The 25804-nt window shown below is 41.4% G+C and carries 21 protein-coding genes, 1 tRNA gene and 2 pseudogenes; 19 read left to right on the forward strand and 5 right to left on the reverse strand.

The features are described 5' to 3' along the window. Positions 1 to 173 precede the first annotated feature (173 nt). The 11 genes and pseudogenes from efp (at position 174) to FTV28_RS02070 (ending at position 11500) form a co-directional block, all read left to right on the forward strand. Positions 174 to 743, forward strand: coding sequence for an elongation factor P (gene efp / locus FTV28_RS02020; protein WP_004971615.1), 570 nt, complete (start codon positions 174 to 176; stop codon positions 741 to 743). 266 nt (positions 744 to 1009) lie between these two features. Further along, positions 1010 to 3109 carry a carbon starvation CstA family protein gene (locus FTV28_RS02025; protein WP_004971612.1) on the forward strand — a complete coding sequence of 700 codons (2100 nt, stop codon included), beginning with the start codon at positions 1010 to 1012 and terminating at the stop codon, positions 3107 to 3109. Positions 3110 to 3119: 10 nt separating this feature from the next. Next, complete coding sequence (locus FTV28_RS02030; protein ID WP_004971610.1) at positions 3120 to 3425, forward strand: YbdD/YjiX family protein; 306 nt, start codon at positions 3120 to 3122, stop codon at positions 3423 to 3425. Positions 3426 to 3582: 157 nt separating this feature from the next. After that, complete coding sequence (locus FTV28_RS02035; RefSeq protein WP_096901148.1) at positions 3583 to 4542, forward strand: MoxR family ATPase; 960 nt, start codon at positions 3583 to 3585, stop codon at positions 4540 to 4542. Between the two features lie 7 nt (positions 4543 to 4549). Continuing rightward, positions 4550 to 5458: a DUF58 domain-containing protein gene (locus tag FTV28_RS02040; protein ID WP_154320866.1), complete on the forward strand. Its 909-nt coding sequence runs from the start codon at positions 4550 to 4552 to the stop codon at positions 5456 to 5458. Positions 5459 to 5463: 5 nt separating this feature from the next. After that, on the forward strand, positions 5464 to 7491 hold the full coding sequence (locus FTV28_RS02045; RefSeq protein WP_179989321.1) for a DUF3488 and transglutaminase-like domain-containing protein: 2028 nt from the start codon (positions 5464 to 5466) through the stop codon (positions 7489 to 7491). Between the two features lie 32 nt (positions 7492 to 7523). Next, positions 7524 to 7600: transfer RNA gene (locus FTV28_RS02050), tRNA-Val, on the forward strand. A 225-nt stretch (positions 7601 to 7825) separates the two neighbouring features. After that, positions 7826 to 8362: pseudogene (locus tag FTV28_RS02055) on the forward strand (ABC transporter permease); the annotation flags it as partial. 116 nt (positions 8363 to 8478) lie between these two features. Beyond that, complete coding sequence (locus tag FTV28_RS02060; RefSeq protein WP_004971601.1) at positions 8479 to 8658, forward strand: hypothetical protein; 180 nt, start codon at positions 8479 to 8481, stop codon at positions 8656 to 8658. A gap of 418 nt (positions 8659 to 9076) precedes the next feature. Next, a complete protein-coding gene (locus FTV28_RS02065) occupies positions 9077 to 10399 on the forward strand; it encodes an NCS2 family permease (RefSeq protein WP_096901065.1) in 1323 nt (440 codons plus the stop codon). 99 nt (positions 10400 to 10498) lie between these two features. Further along, complete coding sequence (locus FTV28_RS02070; RefSeq protein ID WP_179989322.1) at positions 10499 to 11500, forward strand: adenosine deaminase; 1002 nt, start codon at positions 10499 to 10501, stop codon at positions 11498 to 11500. A gap of 105 nt (positions 11501 to 11605) precedes the next feature. Here FTV28_RS02070 and FTV28_RS02075 read toward each other — a convergent pair. After that, positions 11606 to 12041, reverse strand: a pseudogene (locus FTV28_RS02075) (cytochrome b). Between the two features lie 511 nt (positions 12042 to 12552). Between FTV28_RS02075 and FTV28_RS02080 the strand changes: the two are divergent. Further along, positions 12553 to 12939, forward strand: coding sequence for a hypothetical protein (locus FTV28_RS02080; protein WP_004971594.1), 387 nt, complete (start codon positions 12553 to 12555; stop codon positions 12937 to 12939). Positions 12940 to 13033: 94 nt separating this feature from the next. Continuing rightward, a complete protein-coding gene (rnhB, locus tag FTV28_RS02085; protein WP_004971591.1) occupies positions 13034 to 13615 on the forward strand; it encodes a ribonuclease HII in 582 nt (193 codons plus the stop codon). A 156-nt stretch (positions 13616 to 13771) separates the two neighbouring features. Here rnhB and csrA read toward each other — a convergent pair whose 3' ends face one another. The 3 genes from csrA to alaS form a co-directional block, all read right to left on the reverse strand. Further along, positions 13772 to 14026 (reverse strand): carbon storage regulator CsrA, encoded by a 255-nt coding sequence (gene csrA, locus FTV28_RS02090; RefSeq protein WP_004971589.1) that lies wholly within the window; start codon positions 14024 to 14026, stop codon positions 13772 to 13774. A 250-nt stretch (positions 14027 to 14276) separates the two neighbouring features. Further along, the gene (locus FTV28_RS02095) at positions 14277 to 15557 is read right to left on the reverse strand and encodes an aspartate kinase (protein WP_004971586.1); all 1281 of its coding nucleotides are present in this window, start codon (positions 15555 to 15557) and stop codon (positions 14277 to 14279) included. A gap of 65 nt (positions 15558 to 15622) precedes the next feature. Then, a complete protein-coding gene (gene alaS, locus FTV28_RS02100; protein WP_179989323.1) occupies positions 15623 to 18316 on the reverse strand; it encodes an alanine--tRNA ligase in 2694 nt (897 codons plus the stop codon). Between the two features lie 462 nt (positions 18317 to 18778). Here alaS and FTV28_RS02105 point away from each other — a divergent pair, with 462 nt between their 5' ends. The 6 genes from FTV28_RS02105 (at position 18779) to FTV28_RS02130 (ending at position 24469) form a co-directional block, all read left to right on the forward strand. Next, positions 18779 to 19813, forward strand: coding sequence for a type I glyceraldehyde-3-phosphate dehydrogenase (locus FTV28_RS02105; protein WP_179989324.1), 1035 nt, complete (start codon positions 18779 to 18781; stop codon positions 19811 to 19813). Between the two features lie 135 nt (positions 19814 to 19948). Beyond that, positions 19949 to 20263, forward strand: a complete 315-nt coding sequence (locus tag FTV28_RS02110; protein ID WP_004971580.1) for a hypothetical protein — start codon at positions 19949 to 19951, stop codon at positions 20261 to 20263. A gap of 164 nt (positions 20264 to 20427) precedes the next feature. After that, complete coding sequence (locus tag FTV28_RS02115; RefSeq protein WP_096901061.1) at positions 20428 to 21594, forward strand: ATP phosphoribosyltransferase regulatory subunit; 1167 nt, start codon at positions 20428 to 20430, stop codon at positions 21592 to 21594. Between the two features lie 69 nt (positions 21595 to 21663). Further along, positions 21664 to 22983, forward strand: a complete 1320-nt coding sequence (locus FTV28_RS02120) for an adenylosuccinate synthase (RefSeq protein WP_004971574.1) — start codon at positions 21664 to 21666, stop codon at positions 22981 to 22983. A 238-nt stretch (positions 22984 to 23221) separates the two neighbouring features. Beyond that, positions 23222 to 23530, forward strand: a complete 309-nt coding sequence (locus FTV28_RS02125; protein WP_004971573.1) for a hypothetical protein — start codon at positions 23222 to 23224, stop codon at positions 23528 to 23530. Between the two features lie 156 nt (positions 23531 to 23686). After that, positions 23687 to 24469 carry a M48 family metallopeptidase gene (locus FTV28_RS02130; RefSeq protein WP_004971571.1) on the forward strand — a complete coding sequence of 261 codons (783 nt, stop codon included), beginning with the start codon at positions 23687 to 23689 and terminating at the stop codon, positions 24467 to 24469. Positions 24470 to 24638: 169 nt separating this feature from the next. Here FTV28_RS02130 and FTV28_RS02135 read toward each other — a convergent pair whose 3' ends face one another. Further along, positions 24639 to 25688, reverse strand: a complete 1050-nt coding sequence (locus FTV28_RS02135; RefSeq protein WP_179989325.1) for an NADP(H)-dependent aldo-keto reductase — start codon at positions 25686 to 25688, stop codon at positions 24639 to 24641. Positions 25689 to 25804 lie beyond the last annotated feature (116 nt).

A 25804-nucleotide genomic window follows, 5' to 3' on the forward strand; every position in this document is an offset into this window, starting at 1 on the left:
ACCGATATCTTGAGGTGATCGGTAGTGGATTTTCATTGCTTCGTTATGGCTTGCTCATTTACAATACGTCCGATGAAAAAAGATGTTGCAAGATGGCGAGCATCGCAAAGCTGCGTTGGTCATTTGCTTTGTAACATAAATAGTTAAGTTAGTCAGTTTGGAGTGTGCCAGTCATGGCCTATTATTCTACGAATGATTTCAAGTCAGGCCTTAAGGTTATGCTTGATGGTAACCCATGTTCAATCATGGAAAATGAATATGTAAAGCCAGGTAAAGGTCAAGCGTTTAACCGCGTAAAACTTCGTAACCTTCGTTCTGGTAAAGTTTTAGAAAAAACATTTAAGTCTGGTGATTCACTAGAAGCAGCTGACATTGTAGAAGTAGAAATGGAATACCTCTACAACGATGGCGAAATGTGGAACTTCATGGATCCTGTATCTTTTGAGCAAATTGCTGCTGACAAAACCGCAATGGGCGATGCTGCAAAATGGTTAAAAGATGATTCAAACGAAAAATGTACCATTATGTTGTTTAACGGTGTGCCTTTAACTGTAAACGCACCAAACTTCGTGGTATTAAAAATTGTCGAAACTGATCCGGGTGTACGTGGCGATACTTCTGGTGGTGGCGGTAAACCAGCGAAATTAGAAACAGGTGCAGTGGTACGTGTTCCTTTATTCGTACAGCAAGAAGAAAGCGTTCGTGTAGATACACGTACAGGTGAATACCTAGAACGCGCATAATGATTTATTGATAAATCATAAGTAAAAGAGGGGGATGATTCGCGTCATCCCCCTTTTTTGTTGATTTGATTATGTGGTAAAAGAATAGGTGAAAAGTATAGGAAACTGTTGGTGCTCCATTTAAGTGTACGGTAGCGCACACTATGGATGTAAGGGCAGCAGACATCAAAATAAAAGGAGCAGGATCAACCAAGGATTTAGGAAATAAAGCTACATCTCGACAATAAAAGTAACACTTAAAAAATGTAACAAGAAGAGAGATTGACATGGAAACAGTTCAACCGAAGTCTGGTCTGACTTCAAAAATTATATGGCTTTTGGTCGCTATATTGGGTGCAGTATCTTTTGGGATATTGGCAGTCAGTAGAGGCGAACACGTCAATGCAGTCTGGTTAGTTTTAGCTGCGGTCTGTGTCTATAGCATTGCATACCGCTTCTACAGTTTATTTATTGCCACCAAAGTATTTGAGTTAAATGAGCGACGCTTAACGCCCGCACATCGTTTGGCTGACGGTTTAGATTATGTGCCCACCAATAAAAGTGTGTTATTTGGTCACCACTTTGCCGCGATTGCAGGTGCAGGCCCTTTAGTTGGGCCTATTCTTGCAGCACAAATGGGTTATTTACCCGGCACGATCTGGCTTTTAGTCGGGGTGGTGTTGGCAGGTGCAGTCCAAGACTTTTTGGTTTTGTTTATTTCTACACGTCGTGATGGGCGTTCTTTGGGAGAAATGGCAAAACAAGAGTTGGGTTCATTTGCTGGTGTGATTGTCATGCTGGGTGCGCTGGGCGTGATGGTGATTATTCTTGCCGTACTCGCTTTGGTTGTCGTGAAAGCTTTAACCAATAGTCCGTGGGGCGTATTTAGTATTGCAGCCACCATCCCAATTGCGATTTTCATGGGCATTTATATGCGTTTTATTCGCCCGGGGAAAATTGCTGAGGTTTCCATTATTGGTTTTGTCCTGATGATGATGGGTATTATTTATGGTGAAAATGTTGCACAGCATCCATTCTGGGGGCCTTTATTTACTTTAAGTGGCACAGAATTAACGTGGTGTTTAATTGCCTACGGTTTTATTGCTTCAGTTTTGCCAGTGTGGTTGTTATTGGCGCCACGTGATTATTTATCGACGTTCTTAAAAATTGGTGTTATTGCGGGTTTGGCTGTCGGGATTGTGTTTGCAATGCCTGAAATGAAGATGCCTGCGGTGACCCATTTTATTGATGGTACAGGGCCAGTATTTGCGGGTTCATTGTTCCCATTCTTATTTATTACCATTGCCTGCGGTGCGATTTCAGGTTTCCACGCCTTAGTGTCTTCAGGTACGACGCCAAAACTAGTCAATAACGAAAAAGACATTCGGATGATTGGTTATGGCGGCATGTTGATGGAGTCTTTCGTGGCAATCATGGCAATGATTTGTGCCACGGTGCTAGACCCAGGCGTGTACTTTGCCATTAATGCACCCACTGCAGTTTTAGGTACAACGGTGGAAAGTGCAGCAGAAGCGGTACGAAATTTAGGCTTTGTAGTGACTCCTGAGGCTTTAACCATTTTGGCAAAAGAAGTCGGTGAAAGCTCGATTCTGTCACGTACGGGTGGTGCGCCAACGTTTGCAATTGGTATGGCACATATCATCACCGAGATTTTTAATAACCGCTCAATGATGGCATTCTGGTATCACTTTGCCATTTTATTTGAAGCCTTATTTATTTTAACTGCAGTAGATGCAGGCACACGTGCTTGCCGTTTTATGGTGCAAGATACTGTAGGTATTGTTATTCCTGCAGTGAAAAACTCACATAACTTCTTTGGTAACTTGCTTGGCACAGCAGTTGCGGTGGCTGGTTGGGGCTTCTTCGTCTATCAAGGCGTGGTCGATCCTTTAGGCGGTATTAATAGCTTATGGCCTCTATTTGGTATTGGTAACCAAATTTTGGCAGCGATGGCGCTCATTTTAGGTACAGTGATTCTGTTTAAAATGAAAAAAGAAAAATATGTTTGGGTGACGATTATCCCAACGGTTTTCTTGTTCATTACTTCAATGACCGCAGGTTGGCAAAAGATTTTCCACGACAATCCCAAAATTGGTTTCTTGGCGCAAGCAGATCGTTTCAATGCTGCAATTCAACGCAATGAAATTTTAGCACCTGCAAAAACAGTGACTGAAATGCAAACCATTGTCATGTCCAATCAAATTAATGCCGTGTTATGTGGTTTCTTTATGATTGTGGCATTTGTGATGTTGTTCGCTGCCATTGGGGTGATTCGTCGTGCCTTGGCAAGTCCAACACCAACTGTACATGAAGCTGAAGCGATTTATCGTGATCCTGAAACGATTCAGCCGAATAGTGGTCATTAGGAGTGAGCACATGATTAAGCTTAAATTTGCCCAACAGAGTAAAACGGTGATTTACAACATCATTAAAATGACCATCATGTCGCAAAAGGATTTGATTCTGAATCCGAAAAACTGGTCGCGTATCGCTACTTTATGGCAGCGTTTGCAACAAAGTTTTCGTTTAATGGTCGGTGTACCCGATTATCAGAATTATTTGGAACACATGCGTAAGCATCATCCAGATTTAGAAGCCATGGATCCGAAGACTTTTTATCGCTACTGTGTCGATGCGCGTTATCCATCGGCAAAAGGTGGTTTGAAAAAGTGTCCGTGTTAATCCCGTATCACGATGGAAACGTATAGAGATACGAGCTGTTTAAAACTTACTTTTTTAGGCAGTTTAGAATATCTCGAGGATTTCTTTGGAAATTTAGCAAAACGGTGTATGTTTAAACATGCGCCGTTTTTTATTGGGGATAAGGGGATTTACTGTGATTTGGGGTACAGAAAAAGTTCAAAAACAACAACTGACGCAAGCGCAGCAACAGCTCAATGCACAGATTGAATCTTATGCTGGAAAAATTCAGGCTTTTTTGACTGAAATTAATACCATTATTTTAGATAAAGAACAGCAGACCAAATTGGCGTTAAGTTGTTTGTTGGCGGGCGGGCATGTGCTTTTTGAAGATTTACCCGGATTAGGTAAAACGACTTTATCGAGTGCCTTATCGCACTTGGCGGGTCTGCAATTTCAGCGTATTCAGTTTACCAATGACATGCTGGCCAGTGATGTGATTGGCGTGAATATGTTTAATCAAAAAGAACATCAATTTGAGTTTAAGCAAGGCCCTATTTTTACCCAAATTTTATTGGCAGATGAAATTAACCGTTGTTCGCCTAAAACCCAAAGTGCCTTGTTGGAAGCGATGGAAGAAGGCGCGGTTACGGTGGATGGTGTGCGTTATAGCTTGCCGCAACCTTTTTGGGTGATTGCCACACAAAATCCACTGTTTCAAAGTGGTACTTATGCGCTGCCAGAATCACAGCTTGATCGTTTTTTAATGCGTCTGTCTTTGGGTTATCCATCGCGTTTTGCTGAAAAAATGTTGCTGCAACAAAACTCCAGACATGCGCTGATTGCCAGTTTGGCCCATATTTTTACTGAAACAGAAATTTTAAATTTACAGCAATTGGTCACGGAAATTTATGTGTCAGATACCGCGCTAGATTACTTACTCGACTTAGCCACAGAAACCCGTAAAGCGCGTCACGGATTATCTACCCGTGGTGTTTTGGCATTGAAAAAAGCAGCACAAGCACATGCTCTAATTGAGCAACGTAGTTTTGTCACTGCCGATGATATTCAAGCGGTATTTGTGGCAGTTGCTGCACATCGTATTGGATTGAGTGAGGCAGAAACTTTGTATGTGATGCAACAGGTTAAAGTGAGTTAGTACACGCATGTTTAAGCAGGCATGGCAAAACTGGATCAAGACACGTTTTAAATTTGATCGACACAAGGCCTTAAAACAAAAAGATATTTTGGTTTTTATTTACCAACAGGGCTATCTGTATTTAGTGCTGATTTTGATCACGTTTATTGCAGGCGTGAATTATGGCAATAACCTGATTTTAGGCTTTTGCTTTTTGATCAGTGCCATTTTATGTATCAGTTTTTATTTGACCTTTAAGCAGCTGCATGAATTAGAGATTGAAATTGTGACCACCGAAGTTGGGCAAGTAGGTGAAGTATTGCAATTACAATTGCATTTCAAACAAGAGGTCGCGCAGGCACGCTATTTATGGATTAAAGCCGATCATCAATTAGAAAAGGTTCTTATTCAAGACACTCAGCAGCAGTATGTGTTGACATTTTTTGCAGCGCAACGTGGGCAGTTTCATTATCCTTATTTACACATTTATTCGGTTTATCCTTTTGGCTTGGTACGTGCGTGGACTTATTTGAATTTGTCACGTACCGCGTGGGTGGCACCCAAAGCCGCCATGTATAGCGCAGAGAATAAACAGCATCAACACAGCTTTCAACCCGATTTAGACGAGTTTCGTGAGCTGCGTGATTTTCAATTGGGCGATTCCTTACAAGCCGTGTCGTGGAAGCAAGCGGCACGCGGTCAGGGCTTATATGTGAAAGTTTTTGAACAATATCAGGATCAACAGAGTATCGACATTCACTATGAACACATGCCTGCACCGACCCACGAAGAAAAACTAAGTTTGATGATGGGCTTAGTTGAACAATGTGAACAACAACAGTTGAATTATGCGATGTTTTTGCCGCATGCGACCCTTGAAAAAGGCGTAGGCGAGCGGCAGTTGAAACAGGCAAAAATTCTTTTGGCACAGGCTTGATGATCATGCACAATTCGATTCAGCAATCTATTCTGCTTAGCCTGATCTTAATTTTGGCTGCTCACATGCTGTTTAGCCCTGTGGCATTGAGTGTCATTTTCGGACTCATGTTGTTGCTGTTGTATCTTCACTATAAAAACAAGACAGCGCGTATTTCTAAAGTTTGGACTTATGGATTGACCTGTTGTGCCTTAGCCAGCATTTATTTGAGTTATAAAAGCCTGATTGGTGTAGAGGCAGGGGTTGCCTTATTAAGCACCTTTTTGTTTGCCAAAGCTTTAGAAAGTCATACTCAGCGCGACCTGATTATTTTATTTAATTTTGCGCTTTTTGTGAGCGCCAGTTCATTTTTATACAGCCAGAGCATGTGGATGACCGTGTTGGTCATTCTATGTTTAATCAGTTGTTTAATTGGGTTATATCGGATTCAAAAAAGTGCATTTTCAGATTATGCGTCGCGTCATTCGAGCAGGCAAGATGCAAAGCATGACCTTAAAAATGTCGCCAAGTTTATCGCATACGCTTTGCCATTCTTTTTATTATTGTTTTTATTCTTTCCACGTTTACCGCCATTGTGGCATGTACCTATTCCTGATGCCAAAGGCGTGACAGGTATTAGTGACACGATGTCACCGGGCGATATTGCCGAATTATCACAATCTTCTGCTTTGGCATTTCGTATTGTGGGGAATATGCAGCAACTGCCGCCACGTTCAAAACTATATTGGCGGGCGATGGTACTTGATCAATATGATGGTCGCACATGGACAAGCAATTTTAGCAATCAACAACCCGTTCAGGCAGCACAATTACAGCCAGAGCAAGTCGATTTTCAGTATCAATATATTGCAGCAGACCCACGTGCACAGTGGATTATGGCGCTGGAAAAATCTGTACCGAATCAACACGGTTATGTATTACGCCGTGATTGGAGTATGGTGCCACAGCGTCAAAATGGTCGGATTCAACCGATTGCTTTGCAGTGGGTTGGGGAATCTGCACGTATTCAAGGGGATGATGCACAGAACGAGCGTTATCGACGCTTTAGCCAGCGTTTAAATGTTCAGGTACAGACGCAATCTGACCCAAAAGCTCAGCAATTTGCCCTGCAGATGTTTGCTCAAAGTCAGCAACAACCTGAACGCTACGTGCAGAATGTATTGCAGTGGTATCGCAATAATGGCTTTAGTTATACCTTAAAACCTGGAATGCTCGGACAAAACCGAGTCGATGAATTCTTGTTTCAGAGTAAGCAAGGTTTTTGTGAACATTATGCCTCAAGTTTTGCCTTATTGATGCGTTATGTCGGGATTCCAGCGCGTGTAGTCGTGGGCTATCAGGGTGGGGAACTTGCACCCGATGGACAAAGCTGGGAAGTACGACAGCAAGATGCACATGCTTGGACAGAAGTGTTGCTCAATCAACAATGGGTACGCATAGACCCGACAGCCATCATTGCACCTCAACGTATAGATGATGGTATGCAAAACCTAATGGCAGATGATCGGGCCGTTTTGGGTGCTGACACACAAATGTGGCAATACCAACATTCTAATTTTATTCGTTCTTTACGGGTGTGGAGTGATTATGCAAGTTATCAATGGCAAAGCAAGGTCGTGGGTTATGATGCCGAGTCACAGCGTCACTGGTTTGGACGCTTAGGGCTGCACTCAAACTATGCTTTGGCAGCGGTGTTGGTTTCAAGTATTCTCATGATCTTAGCAGGGTATTTTGGCTGGATTTTTTGGAAAAAACGTCAGCAAGGTTCTCGCATAAATCGTGCCTTAGACAAATTTTCTAAAAGATTGCCCGCTCAGTTGCAAAAACAGGATGCAGAAACAGTGAGTGTGTGGATGCAGCGTTTAGCAGCGCAGGTAGATGCAAATGAACAAGAGGCATTTAAGCGTTTAGGCGTGTGCTATCAACAATATTCTTATGCGCCTGAACATGACCGTGTTTCAGAGCAGGTGTTTTTTGATTTGCTTAAAACTTGCTCGGATGTGTTGAAAAAACACAGAAAGGACTTGTCTTAAAAATCAAAACTGAATATGATGCGAAGCACTTTAGGCGTATAGCTCAGTTGGTTAGAGCGCTACGTTGACATCGTAGAGGTCTCCAGTTCGAGTCTGGATATGCCTACCAATACATTAAAATTATATGTTGTTACATAACTTCATATAAGTAATAAAGCTCTGAATTATAACGATTTAGGGCTTTTTTATTGCTTTTCTTAAAGATACATAAATTCGCTTATAGTTTAAAAATATGTACACAGTGGTGTACACATGTAAGTTTTCGGCTTATTTTGCACTAATTGGTTTTTATTTTGCACTAGAGCTTTGAAGCCTCTTTCCACATTTCATTTGTGCACTGATTCGTGAGCGAGAACATGGCACCATTAAGCATTTAACGGTTATGCTAGTCACGGTTTTTGAAATTATGCTGGCAAAGGTTTTATCGATGAGCCTTGTGGTGCTTTTAGCAGCTTTTTTAGGCTTAAAAGTAGTGGTGCAGGGGGCATTACAGGTACCCATAGAAGGAAGTTTGCTGTTATTTTTCTTTGGAGCCTTGCTGACCTTATTTGCAACAACCTCAATGGGTATATATATGGCAACCGTGTCTAAATCGATGCCGCAATTCGGTTTGCTGATGATGCTTATTCTGATTCCCTTGCAAATGTTGTCTGGGGCAAGTACACCACGAGAAAGCATGCCAGAAATTATTCAAAATATCATGTTGATTGCAACGACAATGCATTTTGTAACATTGGCGCAAGCAATTTTATACCGAAATGCAGGATTGGATGTGGTCTGGCCTTCCTTTCTATGGTTAATCGCAATTGCAACAACATTTTTCTATGTATCTTGGAAACGTTTTAAAAATACCATTCATACAATGGCTTAATGTAATAGATTGAGTTTGATCGCTGAAGCACAAATTTTGACTGGGGCGTATTAAGAGTTACACCGCGCATAATTTTTGCTAATATGTATGAAAATTGTTCAATAAAAGTAAATGACATGAAACACATTCTTGTGCCAGTTTTGGTGGTGTTGGTCGTTTTATTAGGTTATCTCGTTTACTTGGAAGAGGAAACGCGAAAGCAGGCAGAACTGAACCGAGTTTTGACTGAATCTGCAAATTTATCGCTAGAAAAAACAGAAGCGGCTACACCACAGATTTTGCAAGTCACAGAATAAGCGTAGAAATTTCTAACATAATGTGTGGTAATTGCTTTATTCATCACACTTTTGTGTGCTTCACTTTATCGTAAAATTTTATCTTTAATTCAAAAAACTAGAATTTTTAAAAAATCCCTATGGTATAATTTGCCAATTGAAACTGCTTCATCACAACTCAAAGGCATTACTTTTGAGAGTGACTGAAGTAAAAAAAAGATGAACAAAGCTGCATAAAATTTATGCGGCTTTTTTATTTAGCATTCCGAATTTTTGATTTTGATAAAATCAAATGCTTGATTGTGAATTAAGTTTATCTTTTTCATGTAATTTTACATGCTCATTGGGCAAATCCATTGCCGCAACTGACACAGGCTTTTAAGTGCTGACTTAAAATTGCGTCATGCTGCAAATTCAGTTTATTTACAGGGGCTAGGTCATGACGACTCCTAATCCATCCTCAGCGGGAATGCTTGAGCGCTTATTCAAATTAAGCGAAAACAAGACCACATTCCGTACCGAGATTTTGGCGGGTGTAACCACATTCTTAACCATGTGTTACATCATTATTGTCAATCCGATGATTTTATCTGAAACAGGAATGGATCATGGAGCTGTCTTTGTCGCCACCTGTTTAGCCGCAGCTATTGGCTGCTTGGTGATGGGAATTGTTGCCAATTACCCAATCGCACTCGCACCAGGCATGGGGCTAAACGCCTATTTCACTTACTCGGTTTGTTTAGGCATGGGTGTGCCTTGGCAAACGGCTTTGGCTGCAGTTTTTGTATCAGGGATTATTTTCATTGCCATTAGCATGTTTAAAATCCGTGAAGCCATTGTTAATGCCATTCCCATGTCATTAAAACTAGCCATTGGCGGTGGTATTGGTTTATTCCTAGCTTTAATCGCCCTAAAAAATGCAGGTGTTATTGTTGATAATCCTGCGACTTTGGTGGGCTTGGGTGACTTAAAACAACCATCAGTACTGTTAGCGCTACTTGGCTTTTTAATGGTTGTAGTAATGCATCACTTTAAAGTACGTGGTGCAATTATCATCAGTATTTTGGTGCTGACTGCTATTTCAACAGCTTTAGGTTTAAGCGAATTTAAAGGTGTGGTTGGTGAAATTCCATCTATTGCACCTACTTTTATGCAAATGGACTTTGAAGGTCTATTTACAGCAAGTTTAATTGGCGTAATTTTCGTATTTTTCTTAGTCGATTTATTCGACTCTACAGGTACTTTAGTGGGTGTTTCACACCGTGCAGGCTTGTTGCAAGATGGTAAATTACCCCGTTTGAAAAAAGCACTTTTTGCCGATTCTTCTGCAATTGTTGCAGGTGCGGCATTGGGTACATCTTCAACAACGCCGTATATTGAATCATCTGCAGGTGTTGCAGCGGGTGGTCGTACAGGCTTAACCGCAGTGATTGTTGGCTTGTTGTTTATTGCCTGTTTGTTCTTGGCACCACTTGCGCAATCGGTACCAGGTTTTGCGACTGCACCTGCCTTGTTATTTGTGGGTGTGTTGATGATTCAAGGCATTGTGCATATTGATTGGGATGACATCACCGAAGCCGTGCCTGCATTCTTAACAGTCGTGTTCATGCCATTTACTTATTCTATTGCCGATGGCATCGCTATGGGCTTTATTAGCTATGCGCTGATTAAACTACTCACTGGCAAAGCCAAGTCTGTACCTTATATGGTGTGGATTATTGCTGCACTTTGGGCATTAAAATTTGCCATGTTTGGCGGTTAATATTCTTAAACTGAAAAGGGGTGTAAACTCAGTTTGCACCCTTTTTTATTTTGATCAATTTTTTAATATTCTCCCATAAAATAGCAAAAAGGACAGAACATGAATCAACTTGAGCTAATCTGTGCATTACCTAAAGCAGAATTGCATGTGCATATTGAAGGTACTTTTGAACCTGAATTGATGTTTGCCATTGCGCAGCGCAACCAAATAGACATCCCTTATCAGTCCGTAGAAGAAGTCAAACAAGCATATAACTTTCATAACTTGCAGTCTTTTTTAGATATTTATTATGCAGGCGCACAAGTGTTGGTGCATGAGCAAGATTTTTACGATTTGGCTTGGGCATATTTTGAAAAATGTGTTGAAGACCGTGTGGTACATACCGAAATGTTTTTTGATCCGCAAACCCATACCGAGCGTGGTGTGGCATTTGCAACCGTGATTAATGGCTTACAACGTGCTTGTGATGATGCGCAAACAAAATTAGGCATCAGTTCAAATTTAATTATGTGTTTCTTGCGTCATTTAAGCGAAGATGCAGCATTTGCCACACTTCAACAGGCTTTGCCTTATAAAGATCAAATTATCGCAGTGGGTTTGGACTCAAGCGAAGTTGGACATCCACCTTCAAAGTTTGAACGTGTCTTTGCCAAAGCACGTGAAGCAGGCTTTTTAGTCGTGGCACATGCAGGCGAAGAAGGGCCAGCCGAATATGTTTGGGAAGCATTAGATTTACTGAAAGTAAACCGTATTGATCATGGTGTGCGTTCTGAAGAAGATCCTGTATTAATGCAACGTCTAATTGCAGAGAAAATGCCGCTCACGGTCTGTCCATTGAGTAATTTAAAGCTATGCGTAGTGGATGATATGGCACAGCACAACATCCGCCGTTTATTGCAGCAGGGTGTTAAAGTGACAGTTAATTCAGATGATCCATCTTATTTTGGTGGTTATATGAATGATAACTTTGTTGCTATTAGCCAAGCTTTAGATTTAAGCAATGCTGAATTAAAACAATTGGCGGTTAATTCTTTTGAAGCTTCATTTATTTCGGCTGAAGAAAAGCAAAAATGGATTGAGCAAATTCAAGCATTGGGATGAGTTAAACTGAATTTAGATTAGCTTAGACTACAAAAAAGCAGCTTAATTTAAGCTGCTTTTTTGTGGGAGAACGATTTGAATCGCTTTAAACTCAAGCTTTAAAAATTATTTACCTTGTTGCGTCATACTACGCAATACATCGTCTTTATCTATAAAGTGATGTTTAAGTGCTGCAAGCATATGCCCAACCACCATTGCCCCTGCAAACCATGACAAATAAGTATGCACAGGTTTAACAATTGCTAATAGTTCGGGGTTCTTATCCACCAAGGCTGGAATTTCAAATAAATACAACACAGGCACAGGTTTACCCACGCTCCAGCTAAACAAACAGTCCGTGATTGGAATCGCAATCAGCATAAAATACAGACCTAGATGTCCTAAATGCGCTAGTGTTTTCATCAACGGTGACATGCTGTCAGGCAGTTGTGGCGCAGGGTGGGTGTAACGCCAAAATAAGCGAATCACCAATAAAAATAATCGCCATGAGCCAATGTAAAACTTGTGCGGTACGGGTGTAATATGAATGAGAACTGTTCATGTTGTGTTTCAGGCGAATAGTGTGCTTGCATGCTAAACAACAGCATGTAGCGAAAAAAGTATCCACCTGCAACGGAGTGTTGAAAATCTGCAACGCTGCAAAAAAAATAGCGTTCTTGAGGGGGCTGTTGATATTTCATAAATAGTTTGCGCTGTAGGCTAAAACTGAGCAGATCAGGCATGAAACGCAGGGAATAGCGAGACTATTGCCAAGTTTCATAACGCAATCTGAGAAAGTTTTAGCCACAGCCTTTCAGGACAAGCATATTTTTTGCTGCTATTGCGTTATGAGTCAGTCATTTAGAATGACTAAATTTCCTACCTCATGCCTTATATCAGCTAAAAAATATGCGTTGTCGCAAACATAGAAAAATTGTCAACAGCCCCTAGCCTTAAGCCTAAGCACATGAATGTAGAAATTGCAAAAAGCTATTCCTTCGTCAAACAAGTTTAGGCACAATAGCGGCATTGTTTCACTCAAATGACTTGAATATTAAATACAGGAAATATCCATGAAAAAACTACTCGCTGTATTGGCACCTATCGCTTTGGTTTTATCTGCATGTACCACCACTACAGGTACTACTACAGGAACGACAACTGCACCGACAGCAACTCAACAATTGGGTATGGCGGCGATTAAAATTGCAATTAATGCCAAGTGTGTGACTGAATTAAACAACATTCCTGCATGGCACACTGCGACACGTGTTATGACACCAACGCAAAAGCAAAATGTTCAAGCGGAAATTTGTGGTTGTGTTAGTGAAAAAGCACCACAAAATGTGACTGCAGTAGATTTAGCCACTGCAGCAATTGACCCTGCTGCACGTGCAACCATTGTGAGCAATGCAGTATCAAGAACCATTAATGCATGTGTGGCAGAAGCAGTAAGATAAGTTTTACCGATTCTGTAAAATTAAAAATGGTGCGTTGTGACTCGCATCGTAAGATAGGCTGAAGATTTCAGCCTATTTTTTCTGGAAAAAGATGATGAAAATTGCAGGTGTAGATGAAGCAGGGCGTGGGCCTTTAGTGGGTTCTGTTGTCGCTGCGGCAGTTATTTTAGATCCGAATAACCCGATTGAAGGTTTAAATGATTCTAAAAAACTGACAGAAAAAAAGCGTGAAAAGTTATTTGTTGAAATTCAGGAAAAGGCTTTGGCTTGGGCAATTGCAGAAGCATCTGCAGCCGAAATTGATGAACTGAATATTTTGCAAGCGTCGTTATTGGCGATGCGTCGTGCGGTGGAAGCCTTATCTATTCAACCTGAGCATGTCTTAGTCGATGGCAATAAAATTCCGCAGGGTTTAGCGATGTCTTGTGATGCCGTTGTTGGGGGAGATGCATTACATGCAGAGATTTCGGCAGCCAGTATTTTAGCTAAAGTGGCGCGTGACCGTGAAATGGTATTGCTTGATCAAGCATTTCCACAATTTGGTTTTGCCAAACATAAAGGTTATCCAACCAAAGCACATTTTGAAGCCATTGCACAGCATGGCGTGATTGCGGCACATCGACGTAGTTTTGCACCTGTGCGTAAAGCTTTAGAATTAATGGAAAACTCACAGTAATTTTCATGCAAAACTTGTGCTGAGTTGCCTGTAAAATAGTCTTTACATGCTTCGAATCAGCGAGCAACTCTGAAATGATGCGAGTTTTTAAAAAGCATTCAGCAGAAAAATTTAAAGCGGCAAATGAGCCGCTTTATATTCAATTACCTTAATCGTTTAACGATTAAAGTCATTTTGCGAGTAGTTATCTTCTTCAAATGAAGGTTGATAATCTTGATCTAAATGTTGCAAATGCTCATGCATGGCACGCTCGTGTTGAATACGTTGATAGATTTCTTCACGATGAACCGATACTTCTTTCGGGGCATTTACACCAATACGAACTTGGTTACCTTTGACACCAAGCACAGTCACGCTGACTTGGTCCCCAATCATTAATGTTTCTCCGACACGTCGGGTCAGAATCAGCATGTTTATCTCCTTGCAAAATGCTAAACCTGCATTGATTTTTAAAGCAATTTAAAAGTCACAACCAAATAAAAACCAGTAAATTTTAACGGAACGTATCATTATTTATTTTATAAGATACAGCGCTGCCAAAATTTATGAAAGCATGTTGCTCAATATAACAGAGCCACTATAAAAAAAACTATAGTGGCTCTATTTTTTTGTACTTTTTCGCAAAATTTGTCAGACAATTACATTTTCTGACAGGGGCGTATTAAGCGCGTGCGCTAGACTCACCGCTTTCACGATCTAGACCAAATACAGTGTGTAAAGTACGTACTGCAAGCTCTAAATAGTTTTCTTCAATAATGACTGAAATTTTAATTTCAGAAGTAGAAATCATTAGAATGTTGATGCCTTCATCTGCAAGTGCAGTAAACATTTTGCTTGCAACACCTGCGTGTGAACGCATACCTACACCTACGATAGATACTTTCACGATGTCACCACGTGTAGCGACTTCACGTGCACCAATTTCTTTGGCAGTTGCTTCAAGAATTGATTTTGCTTTGGCAAGTTCGCCACGGTTTACAGTAAAAGTAAAGTCGGTAGTACCATCTTCTTCTACGTTTTGGATGATCATGTCAACTTCAACATTGGCAGCGCCAATAGGTGACAAGATTTTAGATGCAATACCTGGCTCATCAGGCACACCTAAAATAGTTAATTTTGCTTCGTCACGGTTAAACGCGATACCTGAGATGATAGGTTGTTCCATGTTGTCTTCCAATTCAGTAGTAATGAGTGTGCCGACATTTTGTTTAAAATCTTCGTCGAATGCGCCATCATTGTCATTATCAAAACTTGATAATACACGTAAAGGTACTTGGTATTTACCTGCAAATTCAACCGCACGAATTTGCAATACTTTAGAACCTAAAGAAGCCATTTCTAGCATTTCTTCAAAAGAAATACGATCTACTTTTTTGGCTTTTGGTGCAACGCGTGGGTCTGTGGTGTAAACGCCATCTACGTCAGTGTAAATTTGACATTCATCGGCTTTCAATGCAGCAGCAAGTGCAACGCCAGAAGTATCAGAACCGCCACGACCTAAAGTCGTGGTGTTACCTTCAGCATCAAACCCTTGGAAACCAGCAACCACAATCACACGGCCTGCGTCTAGGTTTTCAGTTAACACGTCAGTATTAATCGCTTCAATACGTGCTTTGGTAAATGCGCTGTCAGTTTGAATACCAACTTGGCGACCAGTTAGTGATTTTGCTGCAACGCCAATAGAATTCAGCGCCATCGCTAACATCGAAATCGTCACCTGTTCGCCTGTAGACACCATTTGGTCTAATTCACGCGGATCAGGGGTTTCGGTAATGGCTTTCGCGAGAGCGAGTAGGCGATTGGTTTCGCCACTCATGGCAGAAACGACAACCACTACTTTGTGGCCATGATCATGCCAGCGCTTCACACGACGAGCAACATTTAAAATGCGCTCGGGAGTACCCATTGAGGTACCGCCATATTTTTGAACGATTAGTGCCATAGTTGTTCCATATAAGCCATGACCCCGAATTTACCTGCTCAGGGTCAGTTACACAAAAAGTGAGATTATTTTGCCGCAAGCCAAGCAGTTAAACCTGCCATCACCGTTGCAAAGTTCTCGTTAAGTGGCGCGCCACCTTGTGCCAAATCAGGTTTACCACCACCTTTACCACCTAGTTCTGTAGCCAAGTGTTTGATGATGTCTCCTGCTTTAATCGTAGCAGTAAAGTCTGGTGCAACAGAAGCGATTAAGCTGACTTTATCGCCTTCTACACCTGCAAGTACAATCACTGCTTGGTCGAGTTTGGATTTTACACCGTCGTGCAAATTACGCAGTGATTTTGCATCCATATTTTGTACAGTGGTAATGAGCGTGGTACGTCCAGCAAGTTCTTGTACTTGACTTAAAAGTTCAGCTGCTTGGAAGTGCGCTAATTTTTGATTGAGCTGTTCAATCTGCTTTTGAAGGCTAGATGCTGTATCGACCAATGTATTCACTTTTTCTAAAGTTTGGTCTTTTTGTGCTTTCAACAAAGCATTGATGCTGTTGATATCGCGTTCAGTTTTTTGAACGGCTTCAACGGCTTTGCTGCCTGTAATTGCTTCAATACGACGTACACCAGCTGCAACACCACCTTCAGAGATGATTTTGAACAGACCAATATCACCTGTACGTTTCACGTGAATACCGCCACAAAGTTCAATGGAGAAGTTTTTATCTTCAATGATTGAACCCATAGAAAGTACGCGAACTTCATCGCCATACTTTTCACCAAATAGCATCATTGCGCCTTTGGCTTTGGCTGCTTCAATATCCAGTAATTCAGTAGAAACTGCGGTATTGGCAATGACTTCTGCATTTACCAAACGCTCAATTTCTTGCAATTGTTCAAATGACACAGGTTGGTCATTGGCAAAGTCAAAACGTAAAATATCAGAAGCAACCAACGAACCTTTTTGCTGTACGTGTGCACCTAAAACTTGACGTAGGGCAGCGTGCAATAAGTGTGTTGCAGAGTGGTTGCGTGCAGTAGCTTCGCGGATGTCTGCTTTTACAATCGCTTCCACCGCTTGCGCAGCTTTTAAACTGCCCATGGTAACAATACCTTGATGAACAAAAGCACCGCCAGATTTTTTGGTGTCTTGAACTTCAAAAATACCTGTTTCGTTTTTGAATAGACCTGTATCACCAATCTGACCACCGCTTTCTGCATAGAACGGGGTTTGATTGAGTACGATTAAAGCTTCATCGCCTTCAACTACTTCATCGACTTGTTCGCCATCTTTATAAATAGCCACAATTTGACCCTGACCAGTCGTTGCGTCATAGCCATCAAATTGAGTTTCACCTTCAACTTTTACAATTGAGTTGTAGTCAACTGCAAATTTACCTGCATCGCGTGCACGTTGACGTTGCGCTGCCATTTCAACTTCAAAGCCTGCTTCGTCAATGGTCAAGTCGCGTTCACGTGCAATGTCTGCCGTTAAATCTGTTGGGAAGCCGTAAGTGTCATATAGTTTAAATACCACTTCACCAGGAATGACCGAGCCTTTAAGCTGTGCCAATTCACCTTCAAGCAATTTCAAACCTTGCTCAAGCGTTTTGGCAAATTGTTCTTCTTCTTTTAGAAGTTGCGCTTCAATACGCGCTTGATTTGCTGCAAGTTCAGGATAAGCTTGACCCATTACTTCAATTAAAGGCTGAAGCATTTTGTGGAAGAATGAACCTGTTGCGCCAAGCTTGTTGCCGTGACGTACTGCACGACGAATAATACGACGCAATACATAACCACGACCTTCATTCGATGGATTCACGCCATCGGCAATTAGGAAGCAGCAAGAACGAGCGTGGTCAGCAACTACTTTGAGTGAAGCAGGGTAGTCTACAGGCTTGCCAGTTTGCTGTGCAGTTACTTCAAGAGCAGTCGTGTCTAAACCAATAATCTGTGCTGCATTTTTGAGTAAGTGCTGGAACAGGTCAATTTCGTAGTTTGAATTCACATGTTGCAATACTGCAGAAATACGCTCCAAGCCCATACCTGTATCTACAGAAGGTGCTGGAAGCGGGTGTAATACACCATCTGCAGTGCGGTTGAACTGCATGAATACGTTGTTCCAAATTTCAATGAAACGGTCGCCATCTTCTTCAGGTGTGCCTGGTAAGCCACCCCAGATATGATCGCCATGATCATAGAAAATTTCAGAACACGGACCGCAAGGACCTGTATCACCCATTGCCCAGAAGTTGTCTGAAGCATATTGGCCGCCTTTGTTATCGCCAATACGGATAATACGAGAAGCATCTAAACCAATTTCTTTGTTCCAGATGTCAAATGCTTCATCATCGGTGTGGTAAACCGTGGCATATAAACGGTCTTTTGGTAGCGCTAACCATTGTTCACTGGTTAAAAATTCCCAAGCAAATTTAATTGCATCACGTTTGAAATAATCACCAAACGAGAAGTTACCTAACATTTCAAAGAAAGTATGGTGACGTGCGGTATAACCCACATTGTCTAAATCGTTATGTTTACCGCCTGCACGCACACATTTTTGTGACGATACAGCACGTACATAATCACGTTTTTCTAACCCAAGGAAACAGTCTTTAAACTGGTTCATACCTGCATTGGTAAATAACAGGGTTGGGTCATTGGCGGGTACTAGAGAACTCGATGCGACACGTGTATGCCCTTGCGATTCAAAGTAACGCAAAAATGCTTCACGAATTTCAGCTGATGTCATAAAACGAGTACTCACAACCAAGTCACTCCATAATTTCCGATTGGGCTAAACGCAAGACAGTCTGACAAAAATAATTCTTTTGCTGTAATGCAGGCTTAAAATTTTAAAAACGCCAAATTATAACGGAAAAAGCCATTATCACCAATCATTTTAGTGTGAATAGATGACAATTCTGACGCAAACTTGGTTGCGATTACGCAGAATAAATCTTTGCAATAGAAGATGATGAACATTTACATTCAAAATAAGCGTTTACTGTAGGTCACGGAGTATGCCGAACTGCCATAAAGTAGAATACAAAATTTAAGAAAACGTAAATGTAAGCTAGAAAGTCAAAGCTGATATTTTTGATTTGCCGAATTAAACAACAAATTGCGTGAAAATTCGCAGAATTGATCTGATTTTTTTCAGTAAGGCCTCAAAATCTATTAACATAGTCTGTGCTTAAATTTTGATTTCATTATGAAAGGATCAGTCATGCAACGAGTGGCAATCAATGGCTTTGGTAGAATCGGGCGCAATGTGCTGCGGGCTTGGTTTGAAAATCCCAAAGACTTTCATTTTGAAATCGTCGCCATAAATGACATTGCCGATGTAGAAACCTTGGTTCATTTATTTAAATACGACAGTACCCATGGTCGTTTTAAAGGGCAGGTGGAAATTAGCCTTGAAAATGAACAGATTTTTTTGAATATTTCTGCAGGTTTGGCGCAATTAAAAGTTCAGGTGTTGAATCAGGCTCAACCTGCACAGTTGCCGTGGCAAGCTTTAAATGTAGATGTGGTATTGGAATGCACAGGGTTGTTTCGTTCCCGCGAGGCGGCAACGCAGCATATTACTGCGGGCGCCAAACGTGTGATTATTGGCGCTGCACCATTCGATACTGTAGATGCTGCGATTGTTTATGGTGTGAATCATCATGAAGTCAAAAGTACCGACCAAATTATTTCCAGCGTATCTTGTACCACGCAGGCTTTAGTACCATTAGTTAAAATCATTGATGATGCTTTCGGAATTGATACCGCATTAATGACTGAAATTCATGCAGTCACAGCCGATCAAACTGTATTGGATCAAGCACACCGTGATTTACGTCGTGCGCGTGCATCAGGGCAAAATATTATTCCTACAACTTCATCTGCCTTGGGTGCATTAAAACAAGTCATGCCAAAAATGGCAGATCGGATTGATGGTTACTCGATTCGTGTACCGACCATTAATGTTGCAGCTATTGATTTAACTTTTATTTCTCAGTCACCAATTACGGTGCACAAATTGAATCAGGTGTTGTGTGCTTCGGCAGCGCATGATTATGCCGAAATTATGCAAGTGACCGATGAGCCTTTGGTATCGAGCGACTTTAACCATTCACCTTATTCTTTAATTGTCGATTTAAGTCAAACCATGGTCGTGGGTCATCAAGCCAAAGTTTTTGCGTGGTATGACAACGAGTGGGGTTATGCCAACCGTTTACTCGACTTGTGTGAATCTTTTAGTCAGCGGGTAGCGTGATTTTTAGCTTATGCGGTTTGCTATACAAAGCCGCTAAAGCATGTAATAGTGATGGGTGTGTAGACGAAAACCCGAAGTTAATTCATTGATGAATATAGCAAATTTAGCCTATAAGATTGAAAATAGAGTAGTGGGATGATGATTATTTTATTGTGGGGATTTATTTTTTTGCTGGCACTTGCTGTCATTTTTCTGATTTGGTTGCAATTTAAAAATCAGGCAGACAGCAGCAGCGACGTGCAGCATCAACAGCAAGTCGAGCAAAAAGTATTACATTTAGAAGAGCATCTAAAAAAGACGTTGGAGATTATGCAAGATTTGGCTAAAAAGATGCAAGTTCAGCAAGATGCACTCGATAAAACTGTGCAAAAAACCGCACAGCTTGAAATGCAAAATGCTGAGTTGGTCAGTTTATTGGCAAAGGCGGTCAAATCAAATCAGGACTTTTAAATGACGGCTTTGAAAGATGTGGTGTATTCATATTTTTTACCGCATATTTCAGAAAAAGTCAGGTGCATGAGCAAAAGTATCATGCTAAACTAGGAGAAATCGGGTGTGCTCCCGATTTTTTTATGCGGATTCGTTCCGCGCAAACAAGAATTTAGGTTTACAACATGCCCATTTCAGAGACATGGTTATTACCTGATGGTGTAGCTGATGTATTACCAGAACAAGCGCAAGTGATTGAAAGCTTGCGTCGTAAGTCACTGGATTTCCTCGCATCTCGAGGTTATCAGTTGGTGTACACGCCATTCATAGAATACATTGAATCTCTATCTTCTCTTTCAGAATCGAATCAAGATTTAGACCTTGCCACATTTAAAGTGATCGACCAACTTTCAGGTCGTTTGCTGGGTGTTCGTGCCGATATGACACCACAAGTGGCGCGTATTGATGCGCATGTACATCCTGTAGATGGCATTGCACGTTACTGCTATGCAGGTACGGTTTTACATACCAAACCACAAGGTTTTAATACCACACGTGCACCATTGCAATTGGGTGCAGAGTTATTTGGTTCAGACAGCATTGATGCCGATGTAGAAATGGTTGATCTGATGCTCAGCTTGCTAAAAGAAGCAGGTTTGGCAGAAGGTGTGCATTTAGACTTGGGTCATGTCGGCTTGTTCCGTAGCTTGGTTAAACAAGCAGAATTAAGCAAAGCCACTGAACGTCAATTGTCAGATTTATATCAGCGTAAAGCATTGCCTGAATTGGCAGAATTTACCCAAGATTTAAATTTCGGTTCAGATTTTTATGCTTTAGGTCGCTATGCCAGTGATTTAACTGCTTTGCAGGCTCATTTAAGTGCTGATGTGTTGGAAAATACCGAATTTAAGCAAGCGTTTGAAGCCGTGAAAGCAACACAAGCTGAAATTCAGGCACGTTGGCCAAACTTGCATATTGGTATTGATGTGGTTGAGCTGCGTTCTTATCACTATCACACAGGTTTAATGTATGCAGTGTATGCGCCAAATCGTGCTGCACCATTGGCACAAGGCGGTCGTTATGATGGCATTGGTCAGCATTTCGGACGTGCGCGCCCTGCAACAGGTTTCTCTTGTGACTTGTTTGTATTAAGTGCAGGTCGTTTTGAATCATCGTCTGTTGTTGTTGCGCCTAAAGGCTCACAACCTGATTTAATCGCGGCTATCCAAAACACACGTGCGCAAGGCTTTAGTGTAATTCAATTGTTGGGCAATGATGATTTAAACTCGGTTCCATACGCAACGCACCAATTGGTTCTTGCAAATGGTGAGTGGACAGTCGAAAAAATTTAATCGCCAAGGCATGTTTCATGTTACAGGTCTTGGTTTTCAATTTTAACAGCATGATGTAATGAGGCTATTATGGGCAAGAATGTTGTGGTACTTGGTACCCAATGGGGCGACGAAGGTAAAGGTAAGATCGTCGACCTGCTCACAGATCAGGCGGCGGCAGTCGTTCGTTATCAAGGCGGACACAACGCAGGCCATACTCTCGTGGTTGGTGGTAAGAAAACTGTATTACACCTCATTCCATCAGGTATTTTACGTGAAAACGTACTGTGCTTAATTGGTAATGGTGTAGTACTTTCTCCTGAAGCACTCATTAAAGAAATGGGTATTTTGGAGCAAGAAGGCGTGCCAGTGAAAGAGCGTTTACGTATTTCACCAAACTGTCCGCTTATTTTGCCGAACCACATTGCACTTGACCAAGCACGTGAGAAAAAACGTGGTAATGCCAAAATTGGTACAACAGGTCGTGGTATTGGCCCAGCTTATGAAGACAAGGTTGCACGTCGTGCGATTCGTGTTGCTGACTTGGTTCGTGGCGGTGAAGCATTACGCGCTCAATTGACTGAATTATTGGACTATCACAACTTCCAATTGACACAATACTACGGTGTTGAAGCAGTTCAGTTAGATGAAGTTTTAGCGCTATGTGACCAATGGCGTGAAGTGATTGCACCATTAGTGGTTGATGTAACGACTGAAATTCATAATTACCGTAAAAACGGTGACAACATTATGTTTGAAGGTGCGCAAGGTTCATTACTTGATGTTGACCACGGTACTTATCCGTATGTGACTTCATCGAATACAACTGCGGGCGGTGTAAGCTCTGGTTCAGGCTTAGGTCCATTACATTTAGACTACGTTTTAGGGATTACCAAAGCTTATACCACACGTGTAGGTGCAGGCCCATTCCCAACTGAGTTGGTGTATGACGCAGCAAATGACGTAGGTGATGCGATTGGTAAACACTTAGGTACTGTGGGTCACGAGTTCGGTGCTTCTACAGGTCGTCAACGTCGTTGTGGTTGGTTTGATGCCGAAATTTTACGTCGTTCAGTCGATGTAAACTCACTGTCTGGTATCTGCTTGACCAAGTTAGACGTATTGGACGGTTTAGAAGAAATCAAAATCTGCGTAGGTTATGAAAATACCGATTCAGGTTGTGTAGGTTCTTCTGATGCGCTTGCATACGAAAACTTAAAGCCAATTTATGAAACAATGCCAGGTTGGTCTGAATCAACTGTGGGCGCGACCAGTGTAGAACAATTGCCTGAAAATGCAGTGAACTACATCAAACGTCTTGAGCAGTTAATTGAATGTCCAATCGACATTATTTCTACAGGTCCAGACCGCGCAGAAACTATCGTATTACGTCATCCATTTGATGCTTAAGTCGTTGTGCTTTAGCATAGCATTTAAGCTCTGATGATGTATTCAGCCCTGTCTAAATGATGGGGCTTTTTATTGCTGTTGTTTCAGTTTCAATAGCGACTCATTTTTGGAAACATTATAGATGATGCTGAGTGAGTTGTTTTTTCAAGACTAAAGTTGCAGATGACTGGCGCTGTGCAGAGCAGGGTGGCTTGTTACAATGGCTTTAGAAAATTAAATTTAATTAAGGTTATGCAGGATGCATAAAAATATTACCAGTACGATTTTTTATTCTTTATTGTTTGCGATGGGCGGCGCACCGACCATTGCCATGATGCTGATTTTATCGCAAAAGCATGATCCGAATATTATGTATCAGGCATTTATTGGTTTAAGCGTTATTTTTGCCTGTATTTTGGTGCCACTGATTCTGATTCAAAATGCTTACCTACTCTACAAACGCAAAAATCCAGAAATGGAAGAAAAAGTAGAAGTAGTGTCTAAAATTTACTTGGGTTTAAATGTTTTCTGTTTAGTATTTTGGTTGTGTTATCAATTTCTTTACTAGGGTAGTGATTGATCGCTCAGACATACAATCTGTACACAGCTTAGGCGTTGTTTACATAAATGATATGATTATGAAGTGATTATAGATTTAAAGCCTTGAATTGATTTCATATAATTGATTGGTATGAAGATAGCTCGCAAGGCGGAGATTATTATAATGAACAAAAAACTGATGTTAAGTTTATGTGCCGCAGGCGCAATCACAGTTTCAGGGTGTACGACTGTTGCAGACATGGCGGGTGCAGATACTGCGACCTTAAATGCAACTGCAACCAAAAGCTATAATGAAATGGTGCAAGACGCACGCAATAAAAATCAGTTAGACACAAGCTCCACCACGTATAAACGTATCAATACTGTGTTTCAGCGTTTGATTCCACATGCCAATCAAATGAACCAAACAGGTCAGCCTTTCCAGTGGCAATTGGCGGTACTTAAGTCTGATCAAGTCAATGCTTTTGTCGCACCTGGTGGTAAAGTGGTGTTCTACACTGGTATTGTGAATAAACTGAATTTAACTGATGCTGAAATTGCCGCAATTATGGGGCATGAAATGGTGCATGCTTTAGAAGAACACGCGAAAAGTAAAATTGGTGCACAGGCTTTAACCAATATTGCCTTGAACGTAGGTTTAAGTGCGGCAGGCAATAACGTTGGTCAATTGGGTGCAGCAGCAGCGCAATTGGGTACCCAAATTGGGATTGGCTTGCCATATTCACGTAATTTGGAAAGTCGTGCCGATCAGGGTGGTTTAATGCTGATGGCGCGTGCAGGTTATAACCCACAAGCTGCAATTACCCTTTGGGAAAAAATGAACAAGCTTGAAGGTGGCGGCGGTGCGTCCTTCTTATCGACTCACCCATCGAACAGTCAGCGTATTGAAGCAATGCGTAAAAACTTGCCAGCAGCACAAGCGCTATATAACCAAAGTCGTCGTTAAGATGACCTCAGCCAGTTCAACTGGTTAAGATAAAACACAAAAAAGATGCGCATGGTTTTATGCGCATCTTTTTTTATGAAGACTTTTTGACTTTAAACAGCATAAAAATGATGAGTTATTGCTGAGTTCATATTTTTAATTTCATTTTAAAGCAGTGCTTAAAATAAAATTAGGGCGCTGGATTGGGTTGTTGACGATGAATGGCTTCAATGCCTTGTAAAATTTCATCTGATAAGGTGATGTCAAAGGCATCAATATTTTCTTTGAGTTGCGCCATATTGGTCGCGCCAATAATGGTACTTGTCACAAAAAATTGCTGCTTGATAAATGCCAGCGCCAGTTGCGTCAAACTCAAGCCGTGTTGTTCTGCAAGTTGGGCGTATTGCTCGGTTGCCCATTCGCTTTGTGGATTACTGTAACGGCTAAAACGTGAATATAGCGTGACACGTGCATTGGCAGGGCGTGCGCCATGACGGAATTTACCAGTTAAATAACCAAAAGCCAAAGGTGAGTAGGCGAGTAGTCCAACACCTTCATAATGGGCAATTTCAGACATACCAATTTCATAAGTACGATTCAGCAGGTTATACGGATTTTGTACGCTGACAAATTTACTTAATCCTAATTGTTCTGCCAAGTGTAAAAACTTCATGGTGCCCCAAGGGGTTTCATTCGACAGACCTATATAGCGAATCCGTCCTTTTTGAATTTCTTGTTGCAACGCGGTTAAGGTTTCAGCAAGGTCGGTTACTTCTTGCGTATTTTGTGCTTCTTGGTTGCCATAACCAAGTTTGCCAAAAAAGTTGGTTGGACGCTGCGGCCAGTGCAGTTGGTATAAGTCGATATAGTCGGTTTGCAGGCGTTTTAAATTGCCATCCAGTGCAGAATGAATATCCTCTGCGTTAAAGCGGGTTTTGCCGTCTCGAATATGACTGCCGCCTTGCGAAGGGCCTGCAATTTTAGAGGCTAAAAACAATTTGTCACGTCCGCCACGTTGTTGTAACCAATTGCCAATAATAGTTTCAGTTGCACCTTGAGTTTCTACTTTTGGTGGTACGGGATACATTTCTGCGGTATCCCAAAAATATAAGCCTCGTTCTAGCGCATAATCGAGTTGTTGAAAGGCTTCTTGCTGGGTATTTTGTTCACCAAATGTCATGGTGCCTAAACAGATTTCTGGAACTAGAATGCCTGTTTTTGCCAAAGGTCTAAATTGCATCTTAGCATCTCGCTTAACATTGTCTTTATGAAGTCATGTCCTAAGAGGCTAAACCATTTTGAGCCGCTTGTGGCAGTTAAAATTGCTGATGCTTTGTAATGGTCGTAAGAATTATA

Origin of the sequence: Acinetobacter sp. YH12252, from assembly GCF_013417365.1 — a bacterium.
In the GTDB taxonomy this organism is placed as follows: Bacteria; Pseudomonadota; Gammaproteobacteria; order Pseudomonadales; family Moraxellaceae; genus Acinetobacter; species Acinetobacter towneri.